We start from the raw sequence: 18,079 nt of genomic DNA, 5'->3' as shown, positions 1-18,079 counted from the left end.
TGCCGGTCGTACGCATTGCTTAGACGACAGGTCACGCATACCCTCACCACCGAATGCTATACCGCGCACTCACGCCGGGCCGGAAATGATCCGCATAGCCCTGATCAAGCGTGCCGCGCACAGTCAGGTGATCGCCAATCTTCTGCTCCACCGCCACGCCGCTGCTGAACTCATTGAAACTGTTTCGGCTCGCCCCCGTCAGCACAAAGGCCGTGCCGGTTTCCGACCGGGACAGGCGCAGCGACTGCGACACATCCAGCCCGTTCCATTGCTGCGCCGTGCCGTCATAACGGACCGTGAAATTGCGGTTCGCCTCGATATCCAGCTCCGGCGTGACGACACGTTTCTGCCGCGAGGTCATGGAGATACTGCTCGAACCCGTCAGCGCATTGAAAATGACGCCGACATCACGGGCCAGGGAAACGCCAGGCAACTGTTCGGCGAGCAGCGTGACATTGCCCCATAGCCGCACCGGCGTATCGACCAGCTGCCCACCCTTAGACGCGCTCATGCCCATTTCGAGGCCCGCCCGGATCGGCGTATCGACCGGCAGCTTCGCGCCGATGCGCGCCGTATAGGAACGGTCTGAATTCTTGACCGGCTTCCAGATCAGCCCGGCCTCATCAGCATGGGCCGCGGTACCAGTGGCGGTGAAAAGAGACAACAGGAGGGTAAAACCCATTCTTGGCGACATATCTTGTCCCCTGGCAAATTAAGGGCGCGCCGGGAGAACCCGGCAGGCACGGTAAAAGCGTAAGGCCAATGGTTGGCATCGACGAGGCCGCATCGAGCGGCGCTTCATGCCCGAACGGCCGCTGAATACGACCTGAGCAAATCATGCTGCGCAGGGTGCCAGATGAACGGGAGATGAACAAGAGCAGATGCAGCAAAAAATCATGCTGCACTGCATTGTGATCGGAACAATGGCGCGGGAAGTTCGGCCGCTACCCTTTTTCGACCGGAAGCGCGCAGCGGGCGAGAATATCATCGACCACCACGGTCAAAGGTCTGGATGAATCGAGGACCGTTGCGTCAACGGGGATGTCTTCCTTCGTTGCATGGAGTTGCAGGACAAATTCGCGCTCCTGCGGGTTTCCGCCGAACTCGTCCGCGGGTCTCTCGATCAGCCGTTTTCGCAAGGTCTCGCTATCGAGATCGAGAACGAAGACCTCATCGAACACATCCATGAAACGCTGAAAATTTCTCGAGCCACCGCAAAAGAATGTGAGTGCGTGGCTGCGGTCGGCGGCGATCCGCCGAACCTTTTCGACATCCCAGATATGATGCCGATGCCGGAAAGGCATATCGGTCGCATCGCCCCGCAACAACGCGGGATCGAGCGGTTCGCCGGTTTCAGGGTCGCCCTTGTAGGCAAGCTCCCGGTCGCCGTGGATCACATGATGGCCACGCCGCTGAAGTTCTGTCGCAACCGAAGTCTTGCCGACCCCGGAGACACCCTCGACCAAGTAATTTCTCACACCCATGGCACTGCCGTTCGGCATTCCTCGACTATGGTCCTTGAAGCCTGACCCAGCATTATGGGTTTCGACTATAATAACCAGGAATGACGCAACGATGTCGAAGGATTGAGAAACGGGCGATTGCGTAGCTGAACAAGCGGGGCGCCCAAACAAAAAGGCCGCAGCTTTCGCCGCGGCCCTTCCATTCAATCAGCTTTCGCCAACCAAGATTATTCAGCGTCGCCTTCAGCGGCCTTCTTCTTGGCAGGAGCCTTCTTCTTCGGAGCGGCTTCTTCGCCTTCAGCGGCGTCGTCAGCCTTGGCAGCAGCCTTTTTCTTGGCAGGCGCCTTCTTCTTGGTTTCCGTTGCTTCTTCGCCGTCGTCAGCCAGAAGCTCTTCCTTGGAAACGGTCTTGTCCGTTACCGAGATTTCGGTGAGCAGCTTGTCGATGACCTTTTCTTCGAAGATCGGAGCGCGCAGCGAAGCGGAAGCGCCTGGCGTGTTGCGGAAGAAATCGAGGATTTCCTTCTGCTGACCCGGGAACTGCTGCAGCTGCTGGAACAGCGCGCGCTGCATTTCTTCTTCGGTCACTTCGACGCCGGCCTTTTCGCCGATTTCGGAGAGAACGAGGCCGAGACGGACGCGGCGTTCAGCGAGCTTGCGATATTCTTCGCGGGCTTCTTCTTCGGTCGTGTCTTCGTCAGCAAACGTCTTGCCCGACTGGGCGAGATCGGTGTTGATCTGGCGCCAGATATTGTCGAACTCGGCGTCGACGAGGCCAGCCGGCGTGTCGAACTTGTACATTTCGTCGAGCTGGTCGAGGATCTGACGCTTGACCTTCTGGCGGGTGACGTTGCCATACTGGCTCTCGATCTGACCCTTGACGATTTCCTTCAGCTTTTCAGCCGATTCGAGACCGAGCTTTTCAGCCAGTTCGTCGTTGATTTCAACGGCGGCAGCGGCAGCAACTTCCTTGACGGTGATGTCGAAGTTGGCTTCCTTGCCGGCAAGGTTCGCAGCCGGGTAATCGGCCGGGAACGTCACGGTGATGGTCTTTTCGTCGCCGGCCTTGACGCCAACGAGCTGGTCTTCGAAGCCGGGGATGAAGCGGCCCGAACCGAGAACCAGTTCAGCGTCTTCAGCAGCGCCGCCATCGAAGGCTTCGCCGTCAACCTTGCCGAGATAGTTCATGGTGACGCGGTCGCCTTCAGCGGCCTTGCCCTTCTTGGCTTCAAAAGTGCGGGCGCTTTCGGCGATCTTGAGGATCTGCTCGTTGATTTCGTCTTCGGAGACTTCAACAACTTCGCGGGTAACCTTGATGCCGTCATTGGCCTTCAGTTCGATGGCCGGAATGATTTCGTAGGCAACGGTGAATTCGAAATCGGATTCGGCCGACAGGATCTTTTCGGCTTCCTGCTCGTCTTCGGTCATGGAGATGGCCGGCTGCGTTGCAGACTTTTCGCCACGGCTGGAGAGAATTTCGGTCGGCTTTTCACGAACCAGCTCGTTGACGAGATCGGCCATGATGGACTTGCCGTACATCTTCTTCAGGTGGCCAACCGGCACCTTGCCGGGACGGAAACCGTTGATGCGAACCTTGTCCTTGGCGTCAACCAGGCGCTCGTCCAGACGGGCCTTCATGTCGGCGGCCGGAATAACGACCTTGAGTTCGCGCTTCAGCCCTTCAGCGAGCGTTTCGATAACCTGCATTTTCTCAAACCTTCACATCATGGCGGCGGTGCTCAGACAGCCGTTGGTTTACTTTCGAGCACTGCACTGGAACAACGTCCCGGCCGTGGCTTCTGTTATTTCGTTGCACAAGCGCCTGCCGGACACCTTCGCGCCCGCGCCTGAGACAGCTTGAGGGACACCCCAAAAGCCCTCGCATCTTATAAAGATGCACTCTGGCGCAAGCGTGGCGCAGCCATGCCTTGCTTGTGGTGCGGGTAGAGAGACTCGAACTCCCACGCCGAAGCGTTGGTACCTAAAACCAATGCGTCTACCAATTCCGCCATACCCGCACGTTGGGCGGCGGTATGTCACAATGTTCTGAAAGGGTCAAGCGCGCCTTATCGCCGCCTTTCGTTTCCTCCGGACTTTTCTCACCCGCAGTACCGTCGGCGGGCGCCGCTTATTCGCCGCCCTGACGGGGGACAGCGCGCGACAGCCGGGCAGAGGCAATCTTTGGGCGGAAAACGGCAAGCTGCACCCCATCCTCCCTCGCCTTCCCGACCCGGGCCGCCCGGCGCATCGCATGCCGGCAGGCGGAGAAAAGCAGACAATATTTATGCAGCTGCATTGACATTATATATAGCGCCCGCCGCAGCCGGATTGCAGGCCCTTGCTCCAAATCAGCGATGGAGGGCTTCTGCACCCTTGCCCCGGCATTATCCGGTCATACCGCACGCTCTCGCACGACCACCCACCAGACGATCACCAAAAGCTCATAAAATGGTCACAAATTATGCACGAATCGTCGCAATCGGCCTGATTTACCGGCTTGCATTGCAATGAGCGCATAGGTGACATCTTGCTTTGTCTGTTTTTGTTTTGATTAAACCGATTATATTCATGGCCATACAGAGATCGAGTTCAGCCCCGGACCAAAGCCTCCCAAGACTGGCCGTTGAGACTGAACAGCACGAAGAGGAAGATGAAAATGAACATTGCACGCTCGCTCACCAACTGGCGCAAGTATCGTCAGACCGTAACCGAACTCGGCCGCATGACCGACCGTGAACTTAGCGACCTCGGCATCGGCCGTCAGGACATCCGCCGCGTCGCCAAGACCGCCGTCGGCTTCTGATTATACGCACGCCGCTCCTTGCGGCGGATGCGAGACGACCTACTCAAAAGGCCTGAGGCTCCCGCCTCCGGCCTTTTTTTCGTTTTGGGCGGTTCTCCGGGGCGAACCGGCAATGCCACAGCCGCCCGCAGGGTCGGCAGATGAAAAATGCATCGATGGCCGACCCCATTTACGCAACGCCCGGATAGCGCGCGCCCTTCCCGATGCGTCTTTTTACACCGGCAAGCCCCTTTTGCGCCGCCAAAGGCTGCCAAACCCGTCAAAACCGCCTGAAACACAGGCATTTCCGCTCATATTTTGCTCAGATGATATTCAAAGCCGCAAATTTAGCCGACATAGTGCACAAATGCATGGCAGTAGCCTAAAATCTGCACTGCACAACATGGCTCAATGTCTATATATAAACCTCAACAGCCGAGAGCACAGAGAAACGCTGAGCCGGCCGACGAAATCAACAGAGATAGATTGAGGAAACGACCATGAACCCTATCCGCATCGCAAAGAACTGGATCTCCTATCGCCGCACGATCAACGAACTCGGCAGCCTGTCCAACCAGGCCCTGAGCGACATCGGCCTGACCCGTTACGACATCCGTAACGTTGCTTCCCGTTCGTTCCGCTAAGGCGTAAACGATCGTCCCGCTGCCCGACCTCCAGGGCGCGACGATTGAGCGACAGGTTTTAAGAAAACGGCGCCTCGGGCGCCGTTTTTGATTCTGGGTGTTCGGCTTGAGTTCGGCCTTCAACATCGCCCAGCATTGAGAATCACGAGGAAGGCCGGGCATCGCGGCACACTTCTTCTCCCCGCCGGGGAGAAGGTGGCCCGAAGGGTCGGATGAGGGGGCGACGCCAGCGATGGATCGCACCCTTGCCCCCTCATCCCGCTGCCGCGACCTTCTCCCCCTCGGGGAGAAGAAACAAGTGGCGCGCGCTCACTCCCCAAAAAACACTTGCCTGCTTTTTAGCCCTGCAGCGAAATTGGTAGCCTGACCATCTTCGTATCCCTTCCCCGCAAAAACATTTGGCTGCCCCGGCCATGCATGCTAGTGCATCCCGCAACAATGCCGCGTCCCCAAGGGACCCGCGCGGAACCATCACTCGAATGACAGCCGCCGGACGGGAGCTTTGCCCCGCGCGCGGTTCATGGACGCCAGCATGCAAGACAAGACCACTTCTCCCATTCATGTCGTGGGCGGCGGACTGGCCGGTTCGGAAGCCGCCTGGCAGATCGCGCGGAGCGGCGTGCCTGTCATCCTGCACGAAATGCGCGGCGTGCGCGGCACAGATGCGCATAAGGGCGATACGCTGGCGGAACTGGTCTGTTCCAACTCCTTCCGCTCCGACGACGCGACGGCCAATGCGGTCGGTGTCATCCATGCGGAAATGCGGCTTGCCGGCTCTCTCATCATGGCCTGCGCCGATAAACATCAGGTGCCGGCCGGCGGCGCGCTCGCCGTCGACCGCGACGGGTTTTCGCAGGCCGTGACGGATATGCTTGAAAATCACCCGCTGGTGACAATTGTCCGCGAAGAAGTAACAGGCCTGCCGCCAAAGGAATGGGGCAGCACCATCATCGCCACCGGCCCGCTCACCTCGCCGGATCTTGCGGCAGCGGTTCAGGCCGAGACGGGCGAAGATGCGCTGGCATTCTTTGATGCCATCGCGCCCATCGTGCACCGCGACAGCATCAACATGGATATCTGCTGGTACCAGTCACGTTACGACAAGGTCGGCCCCGGCGGCACGGGCAAGGATTACATCAACTGCCCGATGGATGAGGAGCAATATAACGCCTTTATCGATGCGCTCATTGCCGGTGATACCGTCGGTTTCAAGGAATGGGAGGGCACCCCCTATTTCGACGGCTGCCTGCCGATCGAGATCATGGCGGAGCGCGGCCGCCAGACGCTGCGCCACGGCCCGATGAAGCCGATGGGGCTGACCAATGCCCATAACCCGACCGTCAAGGCCTATGCCGTCGTCCAGCTGCGGCAGGATAATGCGCTCGGCACGCTTTACAACATGGTCGGTTTCCAGACGAAGCTGAAATATGGCGTGCAGGCGGATGTGTTCCGCATGATTCCCGGTCTCGAAAATGCGGAATTCGCCCGCCTCGGCGGCCTGCACCGCAACACCTATATCGATTCCCCCATCCTGCTGGACCGCTCGCTAAGGCTGAAATCGCGGCCGGACCTGCGTTTCGCCGGCCAGATCACCGGCTGCGAAGGGTATGTGGAAAGCGCCTCCGTCGGGCTTCTCGCCGGTCGCTTCGCCGCTGCGGAGCGGAAGGGCGAGGCTCCGAGCCTGCCGCCGGCCACCACAGCGCTTGGCTCGCTGCTCAACCACATCACCGGCGGCCACCTCTCTTCCGATGATGAGCCGGGCAAGCGTTCCTTCCAGCCGATGAACATCAATTTCGGCCTGTTCCCGGAACTGGAGCCGGGCTCCATCGTCAAGCCTGATGGCGTGAAACGTTTTCGCGGCAAGGACAAGACCATCATGAAGCGCCAGCTCATCGCAGCGCGGGCGCTGAAGCATTGTGCCGCTTGGCTTGGCGTGGAACACGTCGCAACGGAACAAGAGAGCGACGCAACGCCATAGGCCTGCCCCGCATCTATCGGCCAGAATAAAGGGGCATGTGTCCGCACACGCCCCTTTTCCATTCCGGGTCACCGGATTTTGCCTTGCCCGGCCAGTCGCGCTCGGGCAAAACCTTTTTATTTCGACATTAAAAGACTGAGGAGATCGAATATGGACGTTCGCGCCGCCGTTGCAATTCAGGCAGGAAAACCGCTCGAGGTCATGACCGTTCAGCTTGAAGGTCCCCGCGCCGGCGAAGTGCTGATCGAGGTGAAGGCCACCGGCATCTGCCACACCGACGATTTCACCCTCTCCGGCGCCGATCCGGAGGGCCTGTTTCCGGCAATCCTCGGCCATGAGGGCGCCGGTATCGTGGTTGATGTCGGCCCCGGCGTCACTTCGGTCAAGAAGGGCGACCACGTCATTCCGCTCTACACGCCGGAATGCCGCGAATGCTATTCCTGCACCTCGCGCAAGACCAATCTCTGCACCTCCATCCGCGCCACCCAGGGCCAGGGTGTGATGCCGGACGGCACCTCGCGCTTCTCCATCGGCAAGGACAAGATCCATCACTATATGGGCTGCTCGACTTTCTCGAACTATACGGTTCTGCCCGAGATCGCGCTGGCCAAGATCAATCCCGACGCGCCCTTCGATAAGGTCTGCTACATCGGCTGCGGCGTGACGACCGGCATCGGCGCCGTCATCAACACCGCTAAGGTCGAGATCGGCTCCACCGCAATCGTCTTCGGTCTCGGCGGCATCGGCCTCAACGTGCTTCAGGGCCTGCGCCTTGCCGGCGCGGATATGATCATCGGTGTTGATATCAACAATGATCGTAAGGCCTGGGGCGAGAAGTTCGGCATGACCCACTTCGTCAACCCGAAGGAAGTCGGCGACGACATCGTGCCCTATCTGGTCAACATGACGAAGCGTAATGGCGACCTGATCGGCGGCGCGGACTATACGTTCGACTGCACGGGCAATACCAAGGTCATGCGCCAGGCGCTGGAAGCCTCACATCGCGGCTGGGGCAAATCCGTCATCATCGGCGTTGCGGGTGCGGGCCAGGAAATATCCACGCGTCCGTTCCAGCTCGTCACCGGCCGCAACTGGATGGGCACCGCCTTTGGCGGCGCGCGCGGCCGCACGGATGTGCCGAAGATCGTCGACTGGTACATGGAAGGCAAGATCCAGATCGACCCGATGATCACCCACACCATGCCGCTCGAAGACATCAACAAGGGCTTTGAGCTGATGCACAAGGGTGAATCGATCCGCGGCGTCGTGGTTTATTGATTCCAGGCGAAGGCGGGCGCGCCTGACGGTGCGCCCGCCATTCGTGCAAATGTGATTGCCAAGAGTCTGCTGCAGCCATGGCGATTAACGGCACGGTAAATCTATCGTCGTAAGCCGATACTGCGCGGTGGAGTTGAAAACCTCTCCCCGGCCAGAGCAAGGCCAGACAGCGGAGAGCCACCCGTGAAAATCGTACCGATCGACAACGGAAACCGCGCCGCCGCCGTTGGCCTTCTGGCGAAAGGTTTTCCGGAAAAAAGCGAGGCCTTCTGGGCTCGAGGCCTGTCGCTTATCGGTGAACATCACGAGCGGCGTCATCTCGGCCCGATAGGCCAATTGCTGATGAAGGGCGACGATGCCGCAGGCGTGTTGCTGACAATCAGGAGCCGCCTGCCCGATACCGGCCAAGTGATCGTCAATCTTTCAAGCTGGTATGTCGAGCCGTCCTGCCGCTGGTTCGCGCCGCGCATGTTGCAGATGGCGTCATCGGCCGAAAACGAACTCTTCACCGATCTCACCCCCTCGCCCGAAGCCCGCCAGCTGAACGAGCGGCTGGGGTTTCACACGGTGACAAATTGCACATTGTTTTATCCGCTGCCGCTCACGACTTTTCGCCCGACAGGCGGACGGCTTCATCCGTTCACACAGACAACGGCGAAAACTCTCTCTTCAGAAACACGCGACATGCTGGAAGACCACGCCCGTCTGGGCTGCATCGTGGCCATTCTGGAAGCGGAAGGCCGTCCCTATCCTCTGGTTTTCCTGAAAACCATAACCAAAAAACTCCCCTCCGCCCGCCTGATCTATTGCGAGGACCGGCAGATCGCGCAAAGCCACCTGCCCGCCATTGCCCGCCACCTGGTGGGTAAAGGCCGGCTCGCGCTCACCATGGCGGCTTGCGAGGAGGACCGAAAGGCGGCCGGCTTTGCCGCACATAAAATTGCACCAATACAAGTAAAAGGCGCATGGAACCCACAGTTTATTAACGAAACATACTCAGAGTTGGTGTTATTGCCACCTTAGGTATTCTAGTGAATCCTTCGTGACCTGATGGAATCCTGGCCTTTACAGGCAAAGCGTCGTTCCGGGGCGGGTCCATGGTTTCAAACGGGAAATTGGAGAACAAGCATGCTCGCGGCGAAAGAAAATGAAATCGACGTTGCCGACACGATTTATTCCTACCTGGCTGACCGTTTTCCCGCCTATGCCCCCTTTTCCGCCGATACGCTGCTTCTCGAAGGCGGCGCGATCGATTCGCTCGGCTTTCTCGAGTTGATGGTCTTCCTCGGCGAGAGTTTCGGCATCATTCTCGATGACGAGCATTTCCAGCCCGAAAATCTCGGCACGCCGGCCGATCTCGTCGCCTTCGTCCTCAGGGAACGGAGGAGATGACACCCCATTTCCTGCTGCACCACCTGCTTACCGCCCGCGCGGCAAGCGACGACCAGGCACTAGTCCACAAGGACCGATCGCTGAATTATCGCGACTTTGCCACAGCGGCGGCCCGTTGCGCAGCGGCATTGCAGGAAGCCGGCGCGCAACGCGGTGACCGCGTCGTTATCTATCTGCCGCGCGGCATCGCGGAATGCTGGTCGATCTTCGGTGTGAGCATGGCGTCCGGCGTCTTCGTGCCGGTGAACGCATTGCTGAAAGCGCAGCAGATTCGCCATATCGTCAAGGATTGCGGCGCAAAAATCGTCATCAGCGACGCCGCGATGATGGAAGAGCTGAAAGCGGCACTGGAAGACCTTCCCGAGGTCACGGTCCTGCTGGCGGAAGAAATTGAGGCACGCGCCGAAACACTCGCCCGCCCCTCAGCGGCAATCGGCGAAGACCTGGCCGCCATTCTTTATACATCCGGCTCCACCGGCTCGCCCAAGGGCGTGATGCTGTCACACCGCAATCTTCTGGCCGGCGCGCGCATCGTGCGCACCTATCTGGCAATCACCGGCAAGGACCGCATTTTGTCCCTTCTGCCCTTCAGCTTCGATTATGGCCTGAACCAGCTGCTCACGGCGGTGGAACAGGGCGCGGCCACGATCATCTCCACCTTCCGGCTGGGCGACGAGATTATCCGCGATCTGCGCGACCATGCCATCACGGGTCTCGCCGGCGTGCCGACGATCTGGGCGATCCTGACGAAAGCCGCCCCGTCGCTGACAAAGACGCCTCTGCCGCATCTGCGCTACATCACCAATTCCGGCGGACGCGTGCCGCAGGAAACCGTCAAGGCCTTGCGCGAGAAGTTGCCGGATACGAAAATCTACCTGATGTATGGCCTCACGGAAGCCTTCCGCTCCACCTTCCTGCCGCCCGATGAAATCGACCGCCGCCCAACTTCCATCGGCAAGGCCATTCCCGAATGTGAAATCTTCATCGTCACCGATAAGGGACAGAGGGCGAAGCCGGGTGAACCCGGCATTCTCGTGCATCGCGGCCCAACCGTCTCGCTGGGTTACTGGAACCGGCCGGAGGATACGGCAAAGGTGCTGCGCCCTCACCCCTTCATTCCGGCGGCGCTGGGCGGCGAGACCGTGTGTTATTCCGGCGATCTGGCGGTGGAGGACGAGGACGGTTTCTTCAGCTTCGTCGCCCGCAACGATGCGATGATCAAATCGTCGGGCTATCGCATCAGCCCGACCGAGGTGGAGGAAAGCCTGATGTCGACGGGGCTTTTCCGTGAGGTCGCCGTCATCGGCCTGCCGGACCCCTTCGCTGGCGAAAAGGTCCATGCCGTGGCGACTGCCGCCAACCAGAATATCGACGTTTCGGCAGCGCTGAAGAAGGCCGCCGAAATGCTCGCCCCCTTCATGATCCCGCGCGCCATCGAACTGGTGGAACGACTGCCGGTCACGGCCAATGGCAAGGTGGATTACCGCGCGCTGGTGCGCGAACGGACGGACAATGGCGCCAACGGATAAACCCCAGACCCACGGCCCGGCCTTTGCAGCCGCGTCATTCGACATAAGCGAGAACGATCTGATGATCGGCGGACTTTCCGTGCGCGATGTTGTCGCCGGGACCGGAACGCCGTGCTTCCTTTATGACGCCGCCGCCATGCGTCGCGCCTATCGCGATCTCGAAACCGCGCTGGGCGGTTTTGCCGATATCTATTATTCGGTGAAGGCCAATCCCCTGCCCGCCATCGTCTCGCTTTTCCGGCAGGAAGGTGCGGGTGCGGAAATCGCTTCCGTCGGCGAATATCGCGCCGCCATTAAGGCTGGTGTCGCAGCGGAAAACATCATCTTCGCCGGCCCCGGCAAAGGCATGGCCGAACTGCGCGAAGTGATCGAGAGCGGTATCGGCGAAATCCACATCGAAAGCGCCGAGGAAATTGCCCGCATCGAGGCGATCGGCAGGCCGGTCAAGGCGTCGATCCGCATCAATCCGGTGCCGGATGCGCAGGCGGGCGCCATGCGCATGGGCGGCAAGGCCACCGCCTTCGGTTTCGACGAGGAAGAGCTGGAAAATGTCCTGCCGCTCTTCAAGGACGCCCGATATATCGATCTCGTCGGCGTCCATATTTACGGCGGCACGCAGATTCTCGATGCCGACATGCTTGTCTCCCAGTGGCGACACGGCATTTCCGTTGCCGCGCGCATGGCCGAGATGCTCGGCAAGCCGCTCGAAACCATCGATCTCGGCGGCGGTCTCGGCATCCCCTATTTTGCAGGCGAAACGCCGCTTGATCTCGCCAAGGTGGCCGCTTCCATTCCCGATCTCAAGGCGCTTCTTAACGAGCACCCGCTGATCGCCGAAGCCCATATCATCATCGAACCCGGCCGTTTCCTCGCCGGTTCCGGCGGCCTCTATGTGGCGGAGGTGAATTCGGTAAAGACCTCGCGCGGCACCACCTTCGTGGTGGTGGATGGCGGCATGCATCACCATCTCGCCGCCTCCGGCAATCTCGGCCAGATCGTCAAGCGCAACTATCCCATTGTCGCACCTGCCATGATGCAGGCGGAGCATGAGGAAACGGCAACCATCGTCGGCCCGCTCTGCACGCCGCTCGATACGCTTGCCCGCAATGCGGCCCTGCCGAAGCTGAAAGCCGGCGACCTCATCGCCATCCTGCAATCGGGCGCCTATGGCGCCAGCGCCAGCCCCGTGGGCTTTCTCAGCCACCCGGCGGCGAAGGAAGTGCTGGTTGAGGATGGGACGTTTGAGGTGATCGGGCGCTGACGACGTTTGGTAGCGAAAACCGTAACCGGCTTTCCTAAGGGCACACATTTGGCTGCTTAGCCCGCAGCAACCTGTCCCCCACCGCGAATTTCGATTTCAGCAGACACTCGTCATACTCTGCCTCACCTACGGAATCGAACACGATGCCGCCGCCGACATTGAAGACCGCACGGCCGTCGTCAAACAGGCTGAGCGTGCGGATCGCCACGGAGAACCGCATCTCACCATCTGGAGACATGAAGCCAATTGCGCCGCAATAGGCGTCGCGCGGGGTCGCCTCCAGCTCGCGCAGGATTTTCATCGCCCACATTTTCGGTGCGCCGGTAACGGAGCCGCAGGGAAACAGGGCGGCGAAGATATCTTCCACCGTCACATCGGGCAGAAGTTTCGCCCTGACATGGCTGACCATCTGATGCACGGTGGGATAGGTCTCGATATCGAACAGCCGCGGCACATCGAGGCTGCCAACCTCGGTGATGCGGGAAATATCGTTGCGCAAGAGATCGACGATCATGCGGTTTTCGGCGAGTGTTTTTTCGTCGCCAAGCATCGCCGCGATGATCGCCCGGTCCTCTTCCGCATCCGCGCCCCGCGGCGTGGTTCCCTTCATCGGGTGGGTCTCAATGAAACCTTCGCCATCGATCGAGAAAAACAGTTCCGGCGAGCGTGACAGGATGACCGGACCGCCGAGATCGACCAGCGCGCCATATTTCACCGGCTGCCGTTCGATCAACGACCAGAAGGCCGTCAGCAGATCGCCGCTCCAGCGGGCGTGAACGGGCATGGTCAGATTGCCCTGGTAACAATCACCGCGGCGCAGATGCTCATGCAGCTTCTCGAAACGCTGCCGATATTCGGGAAGCGTCCAGGCCGCTACCGGTTCGGTCAGAAAGGCGTCCGCATCTGGCACCGCGTCGGGTCGCGCAAAGCGGCCTTCATCCGGCTGCGAGCCGGAGAAGACGCCGAAATTGAGAAACGGTACGTTGCGGGGCTCGGCGGCAAAAGGCGCAAGCTTCGGCTCGAACAGAAAACCAGCCTCGTAGGACATGTAGCCGGCAAGGTATTTCCCGGCGCGCCGCAACGCCTCCATGCGCTCCAGCGCGGCAAAAAACGCCGCCGGTTCATCCGCGACGATGATCTCTTCCGGCTCGGTGAAGGCTGTCACCGTGCCGGTCGTATCATCCCGGAAAAGAACGTAAGGCGCATGTGCCAAGGAAAAATCCGTAGAAGGAAAGTTTGGGGCGTTTTAAGCGGCGGGTGGAAACTTCTCCTCCGTCATCCTCGGGCTTGTCCCGAGGATCTGCCGCTCGTTGATTTCTGCTACAGTGGTGGATCCTCGGGACAAGCCCGAGGATGACGTCGAGTGAGGGGAAAACTCTGCAACCTAAACCGGGTCTATATCGCCCCGCGCCCACATTTCGATGGTTTCCGCATAAAAATCGGCGAAACGGCCTTCCTCGATCGACTTGCGGATACCCTGCATCAGCTCCTGATAATAGGCAAGATTGTGCCAGGAGAGCAGCATGCCGCCAAGCGCCTCGTTGGAGCGCGTGAGGTGATGCAGATAGGCGCGGGAATAGTCACGCGAGGCCGGGCAGTTGGACTGCTCGTCCAGCGGGCGCATATCCTCGGCGTGGCGGGCATTGCGGATATTGACCTTGCCCCGACGGGTGAAGGCGAGACCATGGCGGCCGGAACGGGTCGGCATCACGCAGTCGAACATGTCGATGCCGCGCGCGACGGACTTGAGAATATCGTCAGGCGTCCCGACACCCATCAGGTAACGCGGCTTTTCGGTGGGCAGCACCGGCAGGGTGATATCGAGCATGCCGAGCATCACATCCTGCGGCTCGCCGACGGCAAGGCCACCGACGGCGTAACCCTTGAGATCGAGCTGCTTCAGTCCCTCTGCGGAACGAATGCGCAGGTCCGGCTGGTCGCCGCCCTGCACGATGCCGAACATGGCCTTGCCGGGCTGCTCGCCAAAGGCGACGTGGCAGCGTTCCGCCCAACGCAGCGACATTTCCATGGCGCGCTCGATTTCCTTGCGTTCGGCGGGCAGCGCGATGCATTCGTCAAGCTGCATCTGAATGTCGGAATCGAGCATGCCCTGAATTTCGATGGAGCGTTCCGGCGACATGTGGTGCAGCGAACCGTCAACATGGCTCTTGAAAGTCACGCCCTGCTCGTCAAGCTTTCGCAAGCCGGAAAGCGACATCACCTGAAAACCGCCGCTATCGGTGAGGATCGGGTGTGGCCAGCGGATCAGCTCATGCAGGCCACCGAGGCGCGCCACGCGCTCCGGGCCGGGCCGCAGCATCAGGTGATAGGTATTGCCGAGAATGATATCGGCCCCCAGCTCGCGCACCTGATCGAGATACATGGCCTTGACGGTGCCGACCGTGCCGACCGGCATGAAGGCGGGCGTGCGAATGACGCCGCGCGGCATGGCGACTTCGCCGAGGCGCGCGCCGCCGCTCGTGGCTTTCAGGGTGAAAGTGAATTTGTCGTGCATCAGTTTTTCCGGAACAACAGGCTGGAATCGCCATAGGAATAGAAGCGGTATCCGGTTTCTATGGCGTGCTTATATGCGTCACGCATCGTTTCGAGACCGCAGAAAGCCGAAACGAGCATGAACAGCGTCGATTTCGGCAGGTGGAAATTGGTCATGAGCATATCGACCGCGCGGAAGCGGTATCCCGGCGTGATGAAGATGCCGGTAGCATTGGACCATGGGTGGATGGCGCCATCTTCCGTCGCCGCACTTTCGATCAGCCTCAGCGACGTCGTGCCGACACAGACGATACGCCCGCCGCGCGCCTTCACCGCATTCAGCCGGTCAGCGGTTTCCTGCGAGACGTGGCCGATCTCGAAATGCATCTTGTGGTCATCGGTATCGTCGGCCTTGACCGGCAGGAAGGTGCCTGCCCCCACGTGAAGCGTCACGAAATGCCGCTCGATACCGGCCTTGTCGAGCGCCGCAAACAGCTCGGGCGTGAAATGCAGGCCGGCGGTGGGGGCGGCGACAGCGCCCTTTTCGCGGGCATAAATGGTCTGGTAGTCCGTCTGGTCCTGCGCATCTTCCGGTCGCTTGGCGGCGATGTAAGGCGGCAGCGGAATATGGCCGACCGAGGCAATCGCCTCATCCAGCACCGGGCCGGAGACGTCGAACAGCAGCGTGATTTCGCCGTCCTCGCCCTTTTCCTCGACGGTGGCTTCCAGATGGGCAAGGCCGCAAGCATTGTCGCGCTCGTAACCAAACCGGATGCGGTCGCCTTCCTTGATGCGCTTGCCGGGACGCGCGAAGGCCTTCCAGCGCGATTGATCGGCGCGCATGTGCAGCGTGGCCGAAACCGCCGTCTCCGGCGCGCCTTCGCGCAGGCGCACGCCTTCCAGCTGGGCAGGAATGACGCGGGTGTCGTTGAAGACAAGCGCATCGCCGGGTCGCAGGAAGGACGGAAGGTCGAAGACGCGATGGTCTTCCATGCGATTTTCATTCGGATCGACCACCAGCAGGCGCGCACTGTCGCGCGGGTTTGCCGGGCGAAGGGCGATATTCTCCTCGGGCAGATCGAAATCGAACAGGTCTACGCGCATTGCAGGGGCTCTCGAAAATATCAAAACCCGCCCTGCATTGCGTGGGGCGGGTGGAAGGTGATGACAAGCGTGCCTCTACACTCGACGTCATCCTCGGGCTTGTCCCGAGGATCTAACCACGTTGACGTTGTGGATCGTTAGATCCTCGGGACAAGCCCGAGGATGACGTCTGAATGGTTGGCACCCTTGTCATCAATGTGAAACGCCCCGCAGTTTGCTGCGGAGCGGGTAAACGCTTTATACGTTACACTCAAGCCGCAGAAGCGAGCTTCATCGAAACGATCGAATCGGGATCCTTCACCGGCTCGCCGCGCTTGACCTTGTCGATGGCTTCCATGCCTTCGATGACCTGGCCCCAGACGGTGTACTGCTTGTTGAGCCACGGGGAATCGGTAAAGCAGATGAAGAACTGCGAGTTGGCGGAGTTCGGGCTCTGCGAACGGGCCATGGAGCAGGTGCCGCGCACATGCGGAATGGCGGAGAATTCTGCCTTCAGGTCTTCCTTGTCGGAACCGCCCATGCCGGCGCGGGCCGGGTTGAAGCTTTCGGAACCCTTCTTGCCGAACTTCACGTCACCCGTCTGGGCCATGAAGTCTTCGATGACGCGGTGGAAAACGACGCCGTCATAGGCGCCTTCCGATACCAGTTCCTTGATGCGGGCAACGTGGCCCGGCGCAACTTCAGGTAGCAGCTGGATCACGACCTTGCCGGTCGTGGTTTCCATGATGATGGTGTTTTCCGGATCCTTGATCTCGGCCATGTTATTCTCCTCTGTTCGGGCTCTATTGCCCTACCTTACTTCTTGCCGACGGTGACCTTGATCATCCGGTCGGGGTTGGAAACTTCGCCGTTGCCGCCCTGCCCGCGCTTGATCTTGTCCACGGCTTCCATGCCGGACACGACCTTGCCGACCACGGTATATTGACCGTTCAGGAACGGGCCGTCGGCAAACATGATGAAGAACTGCGAATTGGCGGAGTTCGGATCCTGCGAGCGGGCCATGCCGACCACGCCGCGCGTGAACGGAACCTTGGAGAATTCGGCCGGAATATCCGGCAGGTCGGAACCGCCCGTACCCGCGCGCTGGGCGCTGAAGCCCTTTTCCATGTTGCCGTATTGCACGTCGCCGGTCTGCGCCATGAAGCCGTCGATGACGCGGTGGAAGGCGACATTGTCATAAGCGCCCTTCTTGGCCAGCGCCTCGATCTGCGCAACGTGCTTGGGCGCAACTTCCGGCATCAGCTCGATGACGACAGGACCGTCCTTCAGCTGCACGGTCAAGAGTTCGGCTGCAGAAGCAAGGGTGCTGGCGGCAAGTGCGCCTGCAAACATGGCGCCGGCAAAGGCAAATCGAACGAGTTTCATCGGATTGGCTCCAGAATGTAAGGCTGAAGTCAGCGCTTCAGCTTGGCGTTGAGGGCTTCAAGCACGGCTTTCGGCACGAAAGCCTCGACATTGCCGCCCATGGCGGCGATTTGCCGGACCAATGTGGCTGTAATGGGTCGCGACGATGTGCCGGCGGGCAGGAATACGGTCTGGATATCCGGCGCCATCTGGCGGTTCATGCCGGCCATCTGCATTTCATAATCGAGATCGGTGCCGTCGCGCAGGCCGCGCAGCAGAAGGCGTGCGCCGTGCTTTCGGGCGGCATCGACGACCAGATTATCGAAGGAGACGACTTCCATGCGCGCCGCTTCACCCGGCAGATGTTCGGCAAGCGCCTGCTTTATCAGCCCTGCCCGTTCCTCGAAGCTGAACAGCGGCGCCTTTCCGGGATGAATGCCGACGGCCACGATGACTTTCGACGCCACGTTCAGCGCCTGGAGAAGCACATCCAGATGTCCGTTGGTCATCGGATCGAAGGATCCTGGATAAAAGGCAATCGTCATATCGCTCTCAAGTGGTGGGCGCGTCTCGACGCTTCGACATATGTGCCGCCTTTTGTCATGGAGAGGCACGCCGCGCAAGACTTTATAACTATCCCTCACACGCACGGCTGTGGCGTGAACCCCGGATGAATGGGCCGTTCAGTGCTGTTTCACAGCTATTTTGTTTAAATGCACAGCATCGGGAAACCGAAACGCCCCTCACCCGTTAATCACCCGGAGAACTGAAAATGCTGGCCTTCATGATCGTCCTTTCGGTCATCGCATCAT

At 60.1% G+C, this 18,079-nt stretch carries 17 protein-coding genes and 1 tRNA gene; 8 read left to right on the top strand and 10 right to left on the bottom strand.

Features of this window, described 5'->3' with window-relative positions; all coding sequences use genetic code 11:
- Positions 1–43: 43 nt before the first annotated feature.
- From BS627_RS05125 to BS627_RS05110, 4 genes are all read right to left on the bottom strand, one after another.
- The gene (locus BS627_RS05125; protein WP_077982188.1) at positions 44–694 is read right to left on the bottom strand and encodes a hypothetical protein; all 651 of its coding nucleotides are present in this window, start codon (positions 692–694) and stop codon (positions 44–46) included.
- A 250-nt stretch (positions 695–944) separates the two neighbouring features.
- On the bottom strand, positions 945–1,484 hold the full coding sequence (locus BS627_RS05120; RefSeq protein ID WP_077982903.1) for an AAA family ATPase: 540 nt from the start codon (positions 1,482–1,484) through the stop codon (positions 945–947).
- Between the two features lie 206 nt (positions 1,485–1,690).
- Positions 1,691–3,169: a trigger factor gene (tig, locus tag BS627_RS05115; RefSeq protein WP_077982187.1), complete on the bottom strand. Its 1,479-nt coding sequence runs from the start codon at positions 3,167–3,169 to the stop codon at positions 1,691–1,693.
- Positions 3,170–3,397: 228 nt separating this feature from the next.
- Positions 3,398–3,480: transfer RNA gene (locus BS627_RS05110), tRNA-Leu, on the bottom strand.
- 638 nt (positions 3,481–4,118) lie between these two features.
- On the opposite strand from BS627_RS05110, the gene BS627_RS05105 reads away from it, so the two are divergent.
- The 8 genes from BS627_RS05105 to BS627_RS05070 all read left to right on the top strand — a co-directional run bounded on the left by BS627_RS05105 (position 4,119) and on the right by BS627_RS05070 (position 12,326).
- Positions 4,119–4,265 (top strand): DUF1127 domain-containing protein, encoded by a 147-nt coding sequence (locus tag BS627_RS05105; RefSeq protein WP_004433052.1) that lies wholly within the window; start codon positions 4,119–4,121, stop codon positions 4,263–4,265.
- 479 nt (positions 4,266–4,744) lie between these two features.
- The gene (locus tag BS627_RS05100) at positions 4,745–4,888 is read left to right on the top strand and encodes a DUF1127 domain-containing protein (RefSeq protein ID WP_003515516.1); all 144 of its coding nucleotides are present in this window, start codon (positions 4,745–4,747) and stop codon (positions 4,886–4,888) included.
- 520 nt (positions 4,889–5,408) lie between these two features.
- Positions 5,409–6,866 carry a methylenetetrahydrofolate--tRNA-(uracil(54)-C(5))-methyltransferase (FADH(2)-oxidizing) TrmFO gene (gene trmFO, locus BS627_RS05095; protein WP_165691135.1) on the top strand — a complete coding sequence of 486 codons (1,458 nt, stop codon included), beginning with the start codon at positions 5,409–5,411 and terminating at the stop codon, positions 6,864–6,866.
- 150 nt (positions 6,867–7,016) lie between these two features.
- On the top strand, positions 7,017–8,144 hold the full coding sequence (locus BS627_RS05090) for an S-(hydroxymethyl)glutathione dehydrogenase/class III alcohol dehydrogenase (RefSeq protein WP_077982185.1): 1,128 nt from the start codon (positions 7,017–7,019) through the stop codon (positions 8,142–8,144).
- A gap of 282 nt (positions 8,145–8,426) precedes the next feature.
- Positions 8,427–9,167, top strand: coding sequence for a hypothetical protein (locus tag BS627_RS05085; RefSeq protein ID WP_165691194.1), 741 nt, complete (start codon positions 8,427–8,429; stop codon positions 9,165–9,167).
- Between the two features lie 105 nt (positions 9,168–9,272).
- Positions 9,273–9,536, top strand: a complete 264-nt coding sequence (locus BS627_RS05080; RefSeq protein ID WP_077982183.1) for an acyl carrier protein — start codon at positions 9,273–9,275, stop codon at positions 9,534–9,536.
- The gene (locus BS627_RS05075) at positions 9,533–11,065 is read left to right on the top strand and encodes an AMP-binding protein (protein ID WP_077982182.1); all 1,533 of its coding nucleotides are present in this window, start codon (positions 9,533–9,535) and stop codon (positions 11,063–11,065) included. Before BS627_RS05080 ends, BS627_RS05075 begins: the two co-directional genes overlap by 4 nt.
- Positions 11,049–12,326 (top strand): type III PLP-dependent enzyme, encoded by a 1,278-nt coding sequence (locus tag BS627_RS05070; protein ID WP_165691134.1) that lies wholly within the window; start codon positions 11,049–11,051, stop codon positions 12,324–12,326. The genes BS627_RS05075 and BS627_RS05070 overlap by 17 nt, the downstream gene beginning before the upstream one ends.
- A gap of 34 nt (positions 12,327–12,360) precedes the next feature.
- On the opposite strand, the gene BS627_RS05065 is transcribed toward BS627_RS05070, so the two are convergent.
- From BS627_RS05065 to coaD, 6 genes are all read right to left on the bottom strand, one after another.
- A complete protein-coding gene (locus tag BS627_RS05065) occupies positions 12,361–13,539 on the bottom strand; it encodes an aminodeoxychorismate synthase component I (RefSeq protein ID WP_077982181.1) in 1,179 nt (392 codons plus the stop codon).
- Positions 13,540–13,710: 171 nt separating this feature from the next.
- On the bottom strand, positions 13,711–14,841 hold the full coding sequence (tgt, locus tag BS627_RS05060; RefSeq protein WP_077982180.1) for a tRNA guanosine(34) transglycosylase Tgt: 1,131 nt from the start codon (positions 14,839–14,841) through the stop codon (positions 13,711–13,713).
- Positions 14,841–15,923, bottom strand: a complete 1,083-nt coding sequence (gene queA, locus BS627_RS05055) for a tRNA preQ1(34) S-adenosylmethionine ribosyltransferase-isomerase QueA (RefSeq protein ID WP_077982179.1) — start codon at positions 15,921–15,923, stop codon at positions 14,841–14,843. The genes tgt and queA overlap by 1 nt, the downstream gene beginning before the upstream one ends.
- 250 nt (positions 15,924–16,173) lie before the next feature.
- On the bottom strand, positions 16,174–16,683 hold the full coding sequence (locus BS627_RS05050) for a peptidylprolyl isomerase (protein ID WP_077982178.1): 510 nt from the start codon (positions 16,681–16,683) through the stop codon (positions 16,174–16,176).
- 35 nt (positions 16,684–16,718) lie between these two features.
- A complete protein-coding gene (locus BS627_RS05045; RefSeq protein WP_077982177.1) occupies positions 16,719–17,288 on the bottom strand; it encodes a peptidylprolyl isomerase in 570 nt (189 codons plus the stop codon).
- A gap of 29 nt (positions 17,289–17,317) precedes the next feature.
- Complete coding sequence (gene coaD, locus BS627_RS05040; protein WP_077982176.1) at positions 17,318–17,812, bottom strand: pantetheine-phosphate adenylyltransferase; 495 nt, start codon at positions 17,810–17,812, stop codon at positions 17,318–17,320.
- Positions 17,813–18,079: the final 267 nt, after the last annotated feature.

The organism is Agrobacterium salinitolerans, from assembly GCF_002008225.1.
GTDB classification, from domain to species: domain Bacteria; phylum Pseudomonadota; class Alphaproteobacteria; order Rhizobiales; family Rhizobiaceae; genus Agrobacterium; species Agrobacterium salinitolerans.
The sequence above is the reverse complement of the archived record's forward strand: the minus strand, read 5'-3'. Positions and strand labels throughout refer to the sequence as shown.

Coding starts and splice junctions, on each gene's coding strand:
- BS627_RS05080 (WP_077982183.1), top strand. CDS start 9,273: ATGCTCGCGGCGAAAGAAAATGAAATCGACGTTGCCGACACGATTTAT.
- BS627_RS05090 (WP_077982185.1), top strand. CDS start 7,017: ATGGACGTTCGCGCCGCCGTTGCAATTCAGGCAGGAAAACCGCTCGAG.
- BS627_RS05120 (WP_077982903.1), bottom strand. CDS start 1,484: ATGGGTGTGAGAAATTACTTGGTCGAGGGTGTCTCCGGGGTCGGCAAG.
- BS627_RS05075 (WP_077982182.1), top strand. CDS start 9,533: ATGACACCCCATTTCCTGCTGCACCACCTGCTTACCGCCCGCGCGGCA.
- BS627_RS05070 (WP_165691134.1), top strand. CDS start 11,049: ATGGCGCCAACGGATAAACCCCAGACCCACGGCCCGGCCTTTGCAGCC.
- tgt (WP_077982180.1), bottom strand. CDS start 14,841: ATGCACGACAAATTCACTTTCACCCTGAAAGCCACGAGCGGCGGCGCG.
- BS627_RS05125 (WP_077982188.1), bottom strand. CDS start 694: ATGTCGCCAAGAATGGGTTTTACCCTCCTGTTGTCTCTTTTCACCGCC.
- BS627_RS05105 (WP_004433052.1), top strand. CDS start 4,119: ATGAACATTGCACGCTCGCTCACCAACTGGCGCAAGTATCGTCAGACC.
- BS627_RS05050 (WP_077982178.1), bottom strand. CDS start 16,683: ATGGCCGAGATCAAGGATCCGGAAAACACCATCATCATGGAAACCACG.
- trmFO (WP_165691135.1), top strand. CDS start 5,409: ATGGACGCCAGCATGCAAGACAAGACCACTTCTCCCATTCATGTCGTG.
- queA (WP_077982179.1), bottom strand. CDS start 15,923: ATGCGCGTAGACCTGTTCGATTTCGATCTGCCCGAGGAGAATATCGCC.
- coaD (WP_077982176.1), bottom strand. CDS start 17,812: ATGACGATTGCCTTTTATCCAGGATCCTTCGATCCGATGACCAACGGA.
- BS627_RS05100 (WP_003515516.1), top strand. CDS start 4,745: ATGAACCCTATCCGCATCGCAAAGAACTGGATCTCCTATCGCCGCACG.
- BS627_RS05045 (WP_077982177.1), bottom strand. CDS start 17,288: ATGAAACTCGTTCGATTTGCCTTTGCCGGCGCCATGTTTGCAGGCGCA.
- tig (WP_077982187.1), bottom strand. CDS start 3,169: ATGCAGGTTATCGAAACGCTCGCTGAAGGGCTGAAGCGCGAACTCAAG.